11 protein-coding genes and 2 tRNA genes are annotated in these 14,023 nt (G+C 68.5%); 11 read left to right on the plus strand and 2 right to left on the minus strand.

Translation table 11 applies throughout. The features are described from left to right. Positions 1–59 precede the first annotated feature (59 nt). The 11 genes from ACXJJ8_RS08340 (at position 60) to ACXJJ8_RS08390 (ending at position 11,270) form a co-directional block, all read left to right on the plus strand. A complete protein-coding gene (locus ACXJJ8_RS08340; RefSeq protein ID WP_499028824.1) occupies positions 60–2,369 on the plus strand; it encodes a DNA internalization-related competence protein ComEC/Rec2 in 2,310 nt (769 codons plus the stop codon). 3 nt (positions 2,370–2,372) lie between these two features. After that, positions 2,373–3,050, plus strand: coding sequence for a MotA/TolQ/ExbB proton channel family protein (locus ACXJJ8_RS08345; protein ID WP_499028826.1), 678 nt, complete (start codon positions 2,373–2,375; stop codon positions 3,048–3,050). A gap of 4 nt (positions 3,051–3,054) precedes the next feature. Then, positions 3,055–3,495, plus strand: coding sequence for an ExbD/TolR family protein (locus tag ACXJJ8_RS08350; protein WP_499028829.1), 441 nt, complete (start codon positions 3,055–3,057; stop codon positions 3,493–3,495). After that, positions 3,492–5,249 (plus strand): lipid A export permease/ATP-binding protein MsbA, encoded by a 1,758-nt coding sequence (msbA, locus tag ACXJJ8_RS08355; protein WP_499028831.1) that lies wholly within the window; start codon positions 3,492–3,494, stop codon positions 5,247–5,249. The genes ACXJJ8_RS08350 and msbA overlap by 4 nt, the downstream gene beginning before the upstream one ends. Further along, the gene (lpxK, locus tag ACXJJ8_RS08360; RefSeq protein ID WP_499028834.1) at positions 5,246–6,247 is read left to right on the plus strand and encodes a tetraacyldisaccharide 4'-kinase; all 1,002 of its coding nucleotides are present in this window, start codon (positions 5,246–5,248) and stop codon (positions 6,245–6,247) included. The genes msbA and lpxK overlap by 4 nt, the downstream gene beginning before the upstream one ends. Next, entirely contained in the window at positions 6,244–7,038 is a 795-nt protein-coding gene (gene kdsB / locus ACXJJ8_RS08365; protein WP_499028836.1) for a 3-deoxy-manno-octulosonate cytidylyltransferase, read from the plus strand. Before lpxK ends, kdsB begins: the two co-directional genes overlap by 4 nt. A gap of 88 nt (positions 7,039–7,126) precedes the next feature. Beyond that, the gene (locus tag ACXJJ8_RS08370; RefSeq protein WP_499028838.1) at positions 7,127–8,539 is read left to right on the plus strand and encodes a hypothetical protein; all 1,413 of its coding nucleotides are present in this window, start codon (positions 7,127–7,129) and stop codon (positions 8,537–8,539) included. Positions 8,540–8,563: 24 nt separating this feature from the next. Continuing rightward, on the plus strand, positions 8,564–10,429 hold the full coding sequence (gene uvrC, locus ACXJJ8_RS08375) for an excinuclease ABC subunit UvrC (RefSeq protein ID WP_499028840.1): 1,866 nt from the start codon (positions 8,564–8,566) through the stop codon (positions 10,427–10,429). Beyond that, on the plus strand, positions 10,426–11,007 hold the full coding sequence (gene pgsA, locus ACXJJ8_RS08380) for a CDP-diacylglycerol--glycerol-3-phosphate 3-phosphatidyltransferase (RefSeq protein ID WP_499028842.1): 582 nt from the start codon (positions 10,426–10,428) through the stop codon (positions 11,005–11,007). The genes uvrC and pgsA overlap by 4 nt, the downstream gene beginning before the upstream one ends. A 26-nt stretch (positions 11,008–11,033) precedes the next feature. Beyond that, positions 11,034–11,109 (plus strand) — tRNA-Gly (locus ACXJJ8_RS08385). A gap of 87 nt (positions 11,110–11,196) precedes the next feature. Beyond that, positions 11,197–11,270: transfer RNA gene (locus tag ACXJJ8_RS08390), tRNA-Cys, on the plus strand. A 69-nt stretch (positions 11,271–11,339) separates the two neighbouring features. On the opposite strand, the gene ACXJJ8_RS08395 is transcribed toward ACXJJ8_RS08390, so the two are convergent. Together ACXJJ8_RS08395 and ACXJJ8_RS08400 are read right to left on the minus strand one after the other, a co-directional pair. Further along, entirely contained in the window at positions 11,340–11,855 is a 516-nt protein-coding gene (locus ACXJJ8_RS08395; RefSeq protein ID WP_499028844.1) for a DUF4760 domain-containing protein, read from the minus strand. A 152-nt stretch (positions 11,856–12,007) separates the two neighbouring features. Further along, positions 12,008–14,023: a peptide-N4-asparagine amidase gene (locus ACXJJ8_RS08400; RefSeq protein WP_499028846.1), complete on the minus strand. Its 2,016-nt coding sequence runs from the start codon at positions 14,021–14,023 to the stop codon at positions 12,008–12,010.

Consider the following 14,023-nt stretch of genomic DNA (forward strand, 5'->3'; position numbering starts at 1 on the left):
CGGTCGGCAGATGGGTCACCGCCGCGGCGTTCGTCGGCGGCGCCGTTGTCGCGCTTTGCATGCCGTTCGCGCTCCCAATCCGGGTGTCCCTCGCGATCGCGCTTGCGGCCCTGGTCATCGGTGGAACCGCCGGCGTTTTCCGTGCATTGCCACGCTGGCCCTGGGTCCTCACGGCTGCCGGCGTCTTCGGGTTTGCCCTCGCGGGGGGACACGCCCGCCATGCCTTCGATGTTCGATTGCCGATCTCGCTGGAACGCCAGGACGTCCGCATTCGCGGGGACGTCGTGGATCTGCCGGAGCGCGACGTGCGGCGCACGCAGTTCCTGTTGCGTGTCGACGACGACGCGTCGCAAGCCGACGCGTTGCGCGGGCGCTTGCTCCGGATCGCCTGGTACGACAGCGGGGCGCCGGCGCGCACCGTCGCCGCCGGGAGCCGCTGGGAATTCGACGCGCGACTGCGAGCGCCGCGTGGCCTGCGCAATCCGGGTTGGTTCGATTCGGAGCGACATGCGCTGGCGAATCGGCTCACCGCGATCGGTTACGTTCGCAACGCGGCCACCGCGCGCGAAATCGCCGCTCCCGCGGGCCTGCAGGCATGGCGCGCGCGCATGGCCGATCGCATCGACGCCGCGCTCCAGTCCCCCGTTTCGCGTTTCATCCGGGCGCTTGCACTGGGCGACACGCGCGGCCTCGACGATCGGGATTGGGCGACGCTGCGCGCGACCGGCCTGACGCACCTCATCGCGATTTCCGGCTTCCATGTCGGTCTGGTCGCGGGCTTCGTCGCGCTCGGGATGTCGCTCGCGTGGCGCGCCATCCCCGCGTTGGCGCGGCTGATGCCGAGGCCCGTGGCGATGGCCTTCGCTGCCGTCGCCGGCGCCGTGCTGTACACCGCCGTGGCCGGTTTCGCGTTGCCTACCGTGCGCACCACGTTGATGATCGCCGTCGTCGCCGCGGTGCGCTGCGCCCGCCGCGCACATTCTGCGTTCGATGCGTTGTCGCTCGCCGTCATCGCGATGGTGTTCGTCGATCCCTTGTCGCTGCTCGGCGCCGGGTTCTGGCTCAGCGTCGGTGGCGTCGCGTGGTTGCTGTGGTGCCTGCCGAATGGCGACGGCGGCGTGCTGCGCAGCTTCGCCAGCGCGCAGGCGGTCGCGACGGTGGGCCTGTTGCCGCTGACCGTCGCGTTGTTCGGCCAGGCCTCGTTCGCGGGGCCCTTCGCGAACCTGGTTGCGATCCCGTGGTGGAGCCTGGTCGTGGTCCCGTTGGCGTTGCTTGGCGCGGGGCTGGAGGCACTGCATGCCGGTCTCGGCGCATTGCCGTGGCGCGCGGCGGGGTTCGCGTTCGATGCGACGTGGCCTGCGTTCGAAGCGCTCGGCGAAAGCCGGTTCGCGTTCGCATGGTTGCCCGAAGCGCGCTGGTTCGCATTGCCGATGGCGGCGCTCGCTGCATTCTGGTGCCTGTTGCCGCGCGGTGTTCCCGGCAAGCCGCTCGCAATGCTCCTGTGGCTTCCGTTGCTGTGGCCTTCGCGCGCGCTTCCGCCGCACGGTGCGTTCCGCATCGACGTGCTCGACGTGGGGCAGGGGCTGTCCGCCCTCGTGCGCACCAAGTCGCACGCGCTGCTGTTCGACATGGGCCCGGCCTCGCACGACGGTTACGACGCCGGCGAACGCGCCGTGGTCCCCGCGCTGCGTGCATTGGGCGTGCGCGCGCTCGATGTCGCCGTGGTCAGCCACGCCGACAACGATCATGCCGGCGGGTGGGATGCGGTCCGTCGCGCGTTGCCGGTCCGCGACAGCCACGCACCGGAAGGCAGCCCGACGCCGGTCGCCTCGCGCTGCATCGCAGGGCGCGAATGGGCGCGCGACGGCGTGCGCTTCCGATACCTGCACCCCACCGAACACTTCCCGTATCTCGGCAATGACGCCGGATGCGTGCTGCGCATCGATGGCGCGCACGGCAGCGCACTGCTCACGGGCGACATCGGCGAGGTCGTCGAACGCACGCTGCGTCGCCGCGATGCCGCCGCGTTGCGCGTCGACGTGGTCCTGATCCCGCATCACGGCAGCGAAGGCTCGTCCGATCCCGCGTTCATCCGCGCGACGGGCGCCCGCGTCGCCCTCGTCGCCACCGGCGCGAACAATCGCTTCGGGCACCCGCGCGACGCCGTCGTCGAACGCTGGTGCCGGGCCGGCGCCCACGTCCTCGACACCGCCGCCGGCGGCGCCCTGCGCGTGGATGTGGGCTTGAACGGCGTGAAAACGGCCGCACGTCGCGAAACCCACGCACGGCTTTGGGACGCAGCGCGCCGGTCCACCCGCGGCGCTGGGCTATGCTATCGGTCGAATGACGGGCCTGGCCCGGAGGAGTGAGACGTGCTGGAACTGGTGCGCGCGGGCGGCTGGCCGATGATTCCGTTGTTGCTGCTCTCCGTGATCGCCCTGGCGATCATCGTCGAGCGTTTCTGGAGCCTGCGGCGCAAGGTCGTCCTGCCGCCGGGCCTCGGCCCCGAGGTGCGGGCCTGGGCCGCGAAGGGGCGCCTGGACCCCACCCACATCGATTCGCTCCGTCGCAACTCGCCGCTCGGCGCGTTGCTGGCCTCGGTGCTCGACGTCCGCCATCGCACCCGCGAGGAAATCCGCGAGCGCACCGAGGATGTCGGCCGCCACCAGGTCCACAAGATGGAGCGCTTCCTCAACACGCTCGGCACCATCGCCGCCGCGGGGCCGCTGCTTGGCCTGTTCGGCACCGTGGTCGGCATGATCCAGATGTTCCTCGGCATCCTCGACCAGGGCATCGGTGACGTGAACCAGCTCGCCGGCGGCATCGGCAAGGCGCTGGTGTGCACGGCGGCCGGCATGATCGTCGCGATCCCGGCGCTGTGCTTCCATCGTTATTTCCGCGGCCGCATCGCGGCGTACATCGTCGAGATGGAACACGAAGCGATCGGCTTGATGGACGCGCTCGATCCGCGCGCCGCCGCCGCGCAGCGCGCCGTGGTCGCCGGGCAGTCGCCGTCCGCGCCGGCCCGCGCGAGCGCCAGCGTCGACTGATCGCATGCGCATCCGCGACCATCGCGACGACGACACGCCCGAGATCAACCTGATCCCGCTGATCGATGTCGTCCTCTGCCTGATCATCTTCTTCGTGGTCACCACCACGTTCGACGCGCGCTCGGTGCTCAAGCTGCAACTGCCGCAGGCCAACGGCACGCCGGCCGAATCCCAGGGCAAGGCGCTGAGCGTGCTGGTGAATGCCGAAGGCCGTTACTTCATCGACGATCGCGAAGCGCTGCGCACCGACGTCGAATCCCTCAAGCAAACCCTCGTCGACGTCGCCGGCACCGACCGCACGCGTCCAGTGTTGCTGCGCGCCGATGGGCGCACGCCGCACCAGGCCGTCGTCACGGCGCTCGACGCGCTCGCACAGCTCGGCTTCTCGAAGGTGTCGATCGCCACCGCGCCGCCGGTGCACACAGCGCAGGCCAAGGCCCCATGACCGAACTGTCCACCGCGACCCCGGCGCAGACCTACCGCCGCCTGCTCCGGTTCGCCAAACCGTATCGCGGCTGGCTCGGTGGCGCCGCGCTGGTGATGGCGCTCGAAGCGCTCACCAGCTACGGCGTTACGCGCCTGCTCAAGCCCATCGTCGACGGGCTTGCCGATCCCAAAACCTTCCAGCTGTGGTTGCCGGCGGCGCTCGTGGGCTTGTTCATCGCCCGCGGCCTGTTCGGCCTGGCGGGCGATTACACGATGGCGCGCTCCGGCCGCGGCGTCGCGCGCGACCTGCGCCTGCTGCTGATGCGCAAATACTTCCGTTTGCCGGGCGAGCGCTTCGACGCCGAGCCGGTCGCCTCGATGCTCACGCGCCTGGGCGGCGACACCGAGCAAGTCGCGGGGGCCGCGGTCGATGCGTTGAAGGTGATGATCAGCGCGAGCCTGACGACGGTCGCGATGATGTGGGCGATGCTCTCCACGAGCTGGCGCGTCACCATCGCGCTGTTGTTGCTCGCGCCGTTCCTGGTGTGGGCGATGAACAAGGTCGGCGGGCGGTATCGCGCCATCAACCACCGCATCCTCGAAAACGCCGCCGACATGTTGCAGTCCGCCGACCAGGCGCTGCACGGCCACCAGGAAGTGAAGATCTACGGCGCGCAGGAAAGCGAGATCGGGCGCTACGCCGAGCAGACCAACAAAAACCTGCGCCTGGCGCTGAAGGTGGAAGTCACGCGCGGTTCGATTTCCTTCTTCGTGCAGGTGCTCGGCGCGATCGGCATGGCGGTGCTGCTGTTCCTCGCCGCGCGCGAAGCCGCCGCCGGCCGCCTGACCGCCGGCGATTTCACCGTGCTGATGACGGCGATGGTCGCGATCATCCCGCCGCTGCGCCAGCTGACCAACGTGCAGGCGATGCTCCAGCGCGGCGTGAATTCCGCCGAGCGCCTGTTCTCCGTGCTCGATGCGCCGGACGAACGCGACACGGGCACCGCGCCGCTCGCGCGGGCGAAGGGCGAGCTGGAATTCCGCAACGTCACCGCGCGCTACCCCAACCAGGTGCGCCCGGCGATCGACGACATCAGCTTCGTCGCCAAGCCCGGCACGGTGACCGCCATCGTCGGCCGCTCGGGCAGCGGCAAGAGCACGCTGATCAAGCTGATCCCGCGCTTCTACGAACCCGAATCCGGCCAGGTGCTGCTCGACGGCCGCCCGCTCGAGGATTACGCACTCGCCGACCTGCGCCGCCAGGTTGCGATGGTGAGCCAGCGCGTGATCCTGTTCGATGCCAGCGTCGGCGCCAACGTGGCCTACGGCGAAATGGAAGGCGCCGATGCGCAGAAACTCGCCGAAGCGGTGCAAGGCGCGAACGCGATGGAGTTCGTCGAACGCCTGCCCAAGGGCATGGACACGCGCATCGGCGAGCATGGCGGGCGCCTGTCCGGCGGCCAGCGCCAGCGCCTGGCGATCGCACGTGCGCTGTTGAAGGACGCGCCGCTGCTGATCCTCGACGAAGCCACCGCCGCGCTCGACAATGAATCCGAACGCCTCGTCCAGGACGCGCTCAACCACCTGATGCCCGATCGCACGACGATCGTCATCGCGCATCGCCTCTCGACCATCGAACACGCCGACCAGGTGCTCGTCCTCGACGATGGCCGCCTGGTGGAGCGGGGCACACACGCGCAGCTCATCGCACAGAACGGCGTGTACGCGCACCTGCATCGCATGCAGTTCCGCGAGCAACCGGCCGAGGCATGAAGAAGGGCGACACGCCGGGCTGGTGGTATTCCGATGGCCCGGTGCCGCTGGGCGCACGCGCGCTGAGCGGCGTGTACGGCGGACTCGTCGGGATGCGTCGCAAGTGGTACAGCCGCGGTTGGTTGAAACAACAGACGGTGGGCGTGCCCGTCATCGTCGTCGGCAACGTCGCCGTCGGTGGCACGGGCAAGACTCCGCTGACCATCGCGCTGATCGAACGGTTGCGCGACGCGGGCTGGAACCCCGGCGTCGCCAGTCGCGGTTACGGTCGGGACGATCCGAAGACCCCGCGCTGGGTCGATGCAAAAACCGCACCGGCGGAAGGTGGCGACGAACCCGTCCTGATCGCGCTCCGCACCGGCGCGAAGGTGCGCGTCGACCGTGACCGCGTCGCCGCCGCGCGCGCGCTTGCGCAGGCCGAGTGCGACATCGTGGTCTGCGACGACGGCCTGCAGCATTACCGCCTGGCGCGCGATGTCGAAATCGATGTCGTCGACCTGCGCCGCCATGGCAACAACCGGTTGCTGCCGGCGGGCCCCTTGCGCGAACCCGTGCAGCGCGCCGAGGAATGCGATTTCCGCGTCGTCAACGTCGGCAGCGACGACGTACCGGCCGGCTTCGGCGAATGGCCGATGCGCCTGGTGCCGGGCGGCGTGCAGCCCATCGAAGGTGGGCGCCCGAAACCACTCACCGCGTTCTCGGGCCAGCGCGTGCATGCCGTCGCGGGCATCGGCCATCCCGATCGCTTCTTCAACATGTTGCGCGCGCACGGGATCGCGGTGGTGCCGCACGCCTTCGCCGACCACCATGCGTACGTGCCCGCGGACTTCGAATTCGGCAGCCGGCTGCCCGTGTTGATGACCGAGAAAGATGCCGTGAAATGCCGCGCCATCGCCGACAGTGCGTTTTATTCGGTGCCGGTGCGCGCGGAATTGCCGGAAGCCTTCTGGATCGCGTTGTTCGACAAACTCCCGCCGAAGGGGCACGCCGCCGCATGAGTGCAGCGCCAACCAGCGAATTCGTCGTCGCCATTCCCGCGCGTTACGCCGCCACGCGCCTGCCGGGCAAGCCGCTGCGTATGATCGGCGATGCGCCGCTCGTGTTGCATGTCGCGCGGCGCGCGCTCGCCGCGGGTGCGCGCGAAGTGTGGGTCGCGGCGGACGACCAACGCATCGCCGACGCGCTCGCGGGCAGCGGCGTGYGCATCGCGATGACCTCCCCGGCGCACGCGTCGGGCACCGATCGCCTCGCCGAATGCGCGCGCATCGCAGGGTGGTCCGACGACACGATCGTCGTGAACCTGCAGGGCGACGAACCCTTCGCACCGGCGTCGGGCATCCAGGCTGCCGCGAACGCACTCGCCCAATCCGGTGCCGAGATGGCGACGCTCGCCACGCCGATCGACGATGTCGAAACGCTGTTCGATCCCAACGCCGTGAAGCTCGTGCGCGGCGCCGATGGCAATGCGCTGTATTTCAGCCGCGCGCCGATTCCGTGGCCGCGCGATGCCTTCGCAGGACACCGCGGCACGCTGCCGGCCGGCGGCCATTGGCTTCGCCACATCGGCCTTTACGCGTATCGCGCGGGCTTCCTGCAACGCTTTGCCGCGCTGGCGCCGGGACGGCTGGAGCGCATCGAATCGCTGGAACAACTGCGCGCGCTCGAAGCCGGCTTCCGCATCGCGGTCGCGCTGTCGCCCGAACCGTTCCCGCCCGGCGTCGATACGCCGGAAGACCTGGCGCGTGCGCAAGCGCGGCTCTCGTCGGGTATGTCCGCATCCGGCGCGTGAACTCTCGACCCGAATCACGCATGCTGCAACGCACCCATCCCTAAACTTGGCGCGATGGGAACCCTGGAAAGTTCGGAGTAGGCAGGGGATGGGACGTACGTTGGTGCCGGAGTTTCCTTCGTCGTTGCATTGGTTGAACGCCGCGCCGCCGGCGTCGGCGCATCTGCGTGGCTGGCTGACAGCCGTCGCCTTCGTCAACATCGGTTCGGCCTGGTCGATCCAGGCGATGCACGACCTGCAGGCCTTGCGCCTGCGCCATCCGGGCCGGCTGCGCGCCTTCGCGGTGCACGTGCCGCGCTTCGACCACGAGCGCGACCCGCGCCGCATGCTCAAGCGCGCCAACCGCCACGGCATCACCTTGCCGCTGGCGATGGATGCCGACTGGGTCGCGTGGCAACAGTGGGGCGTGCGTTCGTGGCCGACCGTGGTGCTCATCGACGGCGATGGCGAAGTGCAGGCGCGGCTGGAGGGCGGCGATGCCCTCGGCGATCTCGACAAGCGCCTGCAGGCCCTCGCGGGCACGCCGATACTCGAGGACGACGGCGTGCAGGCGCGCAAGGTGCGCGAGCCCGCGATGCCGCTGATGTTTCCCACGGGCCTGGCGGTCACCGAGCAATACCTTTACATCGCCGACAGCGGCCACCATCGCGTGCTCGAATGCAGCCACGCCGGCCGCATCCTGCGTGTGTTCGGCACCGGGGACGCGAGCCTGATCGACGGCGACCCGGCCCACGCATCGTTCCATTGCCCGCACGGCCTGGCCTTGCAGCGCGACATGCTCTACGTCGCCGACACGGGCAACCACGCGGTGCGCCGGATCAACCTGCGCAGCGGCGACACCAACACGCTGTGCGGCAACGGCAAACGCGGCACGCCCACCGAAGGTCCCGTGCGCGAGCCCTTGTCGGTCTCGCTCGACGCACCGCGCGCGGTCGCGGTGTCGAACGACCAATTGCACATCGCGCTCTCCGGCGACAACAAGGTCTGGACCTACGATCTCGGGCGCGACCTGCTCACCTTCCGCGCAGGCTCGGGCGAGTTGGCCGTGAAGGACGGCATCGGCTCGGCGGCGGCCTTCGCGCAACCGGTGGCGCTGGCGGCCGTGCAGCAGAACCTCTACGTGTGCGACGGCGCGGGGTCGGCGATCCGTTCGCTGAAGCTCGGCGACCATTCCGTGCAGACCTTGCTGGGGCAGGGGCCCTGGGCCTTCGGGCACGTCGACGGGCCGCGCAACATCGCGCAATTGCAGGAACCGCAGGCCATCGCGCTCGACCCCGACGCGCCCCTGCTGTGGATCTGCGATGCGGGCAACGACCGCCTGCGCAGCCTGCGCCTGGGTGGGGGGGAGATGACCACGCACATGCTCCCGCAACCGCTGCACGGGCCCTCGGGCCTGGCGGTGGGCGCCGGCGCGGTCTGGATCGCCGATACCGATGCACACGCGGTGCTGCGCGTGGACCCGAAAACCGGCGCGGTTCAGCATGTGCCGATTGGGGAATGACGCGCCCGCCCCGATAATGTCCCGGTGACGACGCAAGCCCCGCAACAAGCACCCTTCGACGGCAAGGCCTTCGCCCGCGGGCTGGGCACGCAGCCCGGCGTGTACCGCATGTACGGCAAGGACGACGCCGTGCTGTACGTCGGCAAGGCGCGCGCCCTGAAGAACCGCGTCGGCAGCTACTTCAATGCCACGCCCAAGGCCACGCGCACGATGGCGATGCTCGCGCAGGTCGTGCGGATGGAAACCACCGTCACGCGCACCGACGCCGAGGCCTTGCTCCTCGAAAACCAGCTGATCAAATCCCTGCAGCCGCGGTACAACGTGCTGCTGCGCGACGACAAGAGTTACCCCTACGTGTTGCTGACGCAGGAGCCGTGGCCGCGCCTGGCGTTCCATCGCGGCCCGCGCGCGATCGCCGGGCGTTACTTCGGCCCGTATCCCAGCGCCGCCGCCGTGCGCGAAACGCTCAACTCGATGCACAAGCTGTTCAAGTTGCGCAGTTGCGAAGACAGCGTGTTCCGCAACCGGTCGCGCCCGTGCCTGCAGTACCAGATCGGTCGTTGCAGTGCGCCTTGCGTCGGCCTTGCGCCGGCGCGCGATTACGCCGATGCCACGCGACGCGCGTCGCTGTTCCTCGACGGGCGCAGCGAAGAACTCGGAAACGAATTGACCAATGCGATGGAGTCGGCGAGCCAGCGCCTCGATTTCGAGGAGGCCGCGCGCCTGCGCGACCTCGTCACGACGATCCGCAAGCTGCAGGCGCGCCAATACGTCGACGGCCAGGCCGCCGATCTCGACGTGCTCGCCGTCGCGATGCAGGGCGCATCGGCGTGCGTGTTGTTGCTCGCCTTTCGCGACGGGCGCAACCTCGGCACGCGCGCGTTCTTCCCGAAGACCAATGGCGCGCCGCCGGACGAAGTGCTGTCCGCCTTCGTGTCGCAGTACTACGGCGAACAGCCGCCGCCGCGCGAAATCGTGCTCGATCGCGATGTGCCCGATCGCGAATTGATCGAAGTCGCGCTGTGGGAAACCGCCGGCCGCAAGATCCAGCTCAAGTGCAACGTGCGTGGCGAACGCGCGGGCTACGTCGACCTGGTCAAGCGCAATGCCGAACTCACGCTTGCGACGGAGCTGGCGAGCCACGCCGCGCAGAGCGCGCGTGCCGAGGCGCTGCGCGAGATGTTCGGCCTGGCCGAGATCCCCAAGCGCATCGAATGCTTCGACATCAGCCACACGATGGGCGAGGCGACGGTGGCCTCGCAGGTCGTGTTCGACGAGAACGGCGCGGTGCGCGCGCAATACCGCCGCTACAACATCACGGGCATCGAACCGGGCGACGACTACGCCGCGATGCACCAGGCGCTGGAGCGCCGCTTCCGTCGCGCGATCGAGGAGGGCGGGGTGCTACCCGACGTCCTGCTGATCGATGGCGGCAAGGGCCAACTCACGCAGGCGAATGCGGTGCTGAAGGACCTCGGCGTTTCGTCGGTGTACGTGGTCGGCGTCGCGAAAGGCGAGGAACGCCGCCCCGGGCACGAGACGCTGATTCTTCCGGACGGCCGCGAACTGCGGCCGGGCCCCGAGTCCCCCGCGCTGCAGCTGGTCCAGCAAGTGCGCGACGAGGCCCACCGCTTCGCCATCACCGGGCATCGCGGCAAGCGCCAGAAGGCGCGCACGACCAGCCGGTTGGAAGATATCCCGGGCATCGGCCCGCGCCGCCGCGCGAGCCTGCTCAAGCATTTCGGTGGCCTGGGCGGACTCAAGCAGGCCGGCGCGGAGGAAATCGCGCGCGTGGAAGGCGTGAACGCCGCGCTGGCCGAACGAATCTATGCCACGCTGCACGGGCTGCCGATGCCGGCGGCGGGAACACAGGCAGGACGCGACGGATGAAGATGACGGTACCGACCTGGCTCACCATCGCCCGGATCGTGATGATCCCCGTGCTGGTGCTGGTGTTCTACCTGCCCTACAAGTGGACCAATTTCGCCGCGGCGTTCGTGTTCGCCTTCGCCTCGCTGACCGACTGGCTCGACGGCTACATCGCACGCCGCTGGAACCAGTACTCGGCTTTCGGCGCGTTCCTCGACCCGGTGGCCGACAAGCTGATGGTCGCCACGGCCCTGTTCCTCATCGTGCAGAGCCACCCGACGCGCTGGATGGCGTTGTGGGCGGCGGTGATCGTGGGCCGCGAGATCGCGGTCTCCGCACTGCGCGAATGGATGGCCGAAATCGGCCAGCGCAAGAAAGTGGCCGTGGCCAGCATCGGCAAGATCAAGACGATCGTGCAGATGGTCGCGGTGACGCTGCTGCTGTACCAGGCGCCCGTGCTTGGTGTCCCCGTGTTCACGATCGGCGAATGGATGCTGGCCGTGGCCGCGCTCCTGACGTTGTGGAGCGGCTTCGAGTACCTGCGTGCGGCCTGGCCCTCGTTGCGTGAGCAAGCGCATGCAGGTGTTGACAGCCCATGATTCGCCCGTAAAATGGCGGGCTCAATGCGGGAATAGCTCAGTTGGTAGAGCACGACCTTGCCAAGGTCGGGGTCGCGAGTTCGAGTCTCGTTTCCCGCTCCAAGTTTTGGACTCGATTGTCCAGGTCGAAGCCCCGTTCGCGGGGCTTCGTTGTTTCAGTCGGATGTGGTTGAATCCGATACGTCATCCGGCCGGGTGGCAGAGTGGTTATGCAGCGGACTGCAAATCCGCGTACGCCGGTTCAATTCCGACCTCGGCCTCCAGATCGAACGAAAGGGTCGCGCGCAAGCGTGGCCCTTTTTGTTTTATTCGATCATGACCGAAGATCCGGGCTACCGCTTCGGCGTCCACCGCCGAAACCGATCGTACGCCGGCGTCTGCGTGGGCCGCCCACGCTCCTCGAGTCGCTCGGCGAGCCACTGGAACCATTCGAACAACAACGGGTGGTTCTGCTCACGCCGATTCGCTTCCACCCACGGCTTGAGGCGGTGCCAGAGCAGCACGACGGCGCCGCCGATGATTTCCTCGACCAGGTGCATCGGGAGGCTGTCGCGATAGACCAGCAAGCCCATGCTCTCGAAGCGCGCGCCCAGCGAGAGGGCCGCATCTTCGTAGTCGGGGCCCAGTGCGCGGAGCTCGTCGGCGGGCATGCCCACGGGTAACTTGTAGATCAGGCGGAAGGAGTGCGTGAACTGTTGGTCCTCGATCGAACGCATCAGTTCGATCGCGGCGGCATCGTGCCGCTGCCGCCGGAATTGCCGGATCTGCGCCATGCCGAAGCACAGCGCGAGCACGACCGCCAGGTTGCCGACGATCTGCGTGAATTGCGTCAGTGCAGGCAGGTCCATGGCGCGGTGGGAACGCGGCGGTGTTGCCTTTGCATACGCGCAATCGGAACTGTTCCGGCCTGCGGCGGCACCAACGGCCTTCCCGTGGCGACGAAAAAGGCCACCGCGAGGTGGCCTTTCCCGTTCAACGCGTGCACGGCGTCGTCAACGCATCAAGGCGCCGGCGCCCAGTTCATCGAATCCGGCGAACCATCCGGATGCGACCACCAACGCAGGCCGCTGATGCCACCGGGGCAGCCATCGCCCCGCGTACGCGTTTGCAGGACGCCGAACGACGTCGTCAGCCCCGCGCTGTAGCATCCACCACGGTTATCCGTGAACAAATAATCGCGGCTCGAATTCCATTCGGTTTCCGCGCGCGTCGGTTCGCCGGCCCATAGCCGCGTGGCGTCGAAGATGTCCGCCAGCTTCGTCTCGTAGCGCGCCGTGCCGCGGTGGAATTGCGAGGTGCGGATGCTGCGCGCCTGGTGCACGGTCATCTGGATGTTGTCGGCGACGATGCCGGACTGCTCGTCGCCCTGGATCCACTCGCCATCCTGGAAGTAGTCGATGAGCAGCGGGTAGCTCGTCGCGATCTTGTCTTCGCTCAACAACGTGCTGCCCAGGGTGCGGCGGCTCGTGCGGTCGACGTTGCTTGCCAGCCGCACTTTCTGCAGGAACGAACCGAAGTACTGGTCGGACCGGTCTTCTGGCGCCGTCACATCCCACGTCACCGCGTCGGTGAAGCGATTGCTCTGGATCACGGTGCTGCGGATGCGTCCGCGCGAGGTGTCGACGTACCCATCGATATGGAAGTCGCGCCGCGCGCGCGTGGTCACCGTGCCGGTCAGGTGGTGGGTCAGGCCCATGAAGGGCGGGGTGAAGTCGGTTTGTACGAGCGTGTTCGTTTCGGCGGGGCTCGCTGGCCCCAAGGTGTTTGCGGTCACGGCGCCGGGCACGATCGCGCGGCCATGGTCGGTGTAGAGGATCAACTGTCCACCGACGAACACTTCGCTGTCGTTGAGGACGTGCAGTTGGATCGTGTGCGTCGCGCCGTTGTTGAGGCGGCCGGCGAACGGCGTGAGATCCACGCGGAAGGGGATGAAGTTGTTGGCCTGCACGCCGGGCGCGGGCAGGTTCACCGTGTTGCGCAACGCGTTGGTCATGTTGCTCGGCAACCAGGGGAAGACCGGCGCCAGGCCTGCGCGTATGCCGTCGATGGTCACCTCCACTTCGCGGAAGCTGCCGCCGCTGCAACCGTGCGGCGGGTCGCCGAAGATCGAGTGGCTGTCGCCCATCGCGAAGGGCGTGTGCAACAACGGGAACGCCGTGAACGACGCTGTGGGCGCGCAATTGGACCAGATGCGGCGGTCGACGCCGAGCACCTGCGCATACACATCCACGAAGGCCTGGATGGTGTTGCGCGGCAGCGTGCCTTCGAAGGTCGCGTCGTTTCCGAAGACATCAAACCTTTGCTCCACCGGGAAGACGCGATCGGCCACGCGTTGCGCGGGCGTGGTCGCATTCGCGCGCCAGAACACCAGACGCACGGCCGACACGCTCGCTTCGAGGCCTTCGAAGACAAGGTAGTCGTTGTCGAAGCTGCCCGGGAACACGAAGCCCTCGGGGCGGGTGAAGTAACGCTGCAGTTCCGTGACGTCGCGTTCGAACCGCCACACCGGGATGTCATCGGAGATCTGGGTCGACCCCGTCCAGAGCGTGCCGGCGTCGTTGCCCATGAAGTCGGTGTAGAACAACTGGATGTTGCCGGCGGGGTCCGCGTTCTCGCGCGGGCCGGTGAGTTCGACCACCAACATGACTTTCGAATACGGGCCCGGGCAGGTCGTGGCGGGAATCAGCGTGGGTTCGTTCTCGGAGAGGCGGAAGATCCCGCGCGGCCCGGAGATCGTCTGGACGCAGGGTGTTCCCGACGCGCGCGRCACGCGCGGTTCGACCTGCAGCGGGTCGGCGCCGGCGGCCGATGGCAGCAGCGAAGCGGCGAACAGATTGATGCGTTGCGCGCGCGCCGTACCCGATGTGCGCGCCGCGATCGATGTGCGCGTGGTGGCCGATGCCTGCGTCGCGCGCGGCGTTGCGTCGCGCTGCGCGGTGCCCAGGGCCCAGACGCCGAACGTGCAGAGCGCGGCGCCCGCGATCGCGAGCCCGCGCACGATGGATTGCGTGGACAT

The organism is Lysobacter sp. P5_C4 (assembly GCF_054049695.1).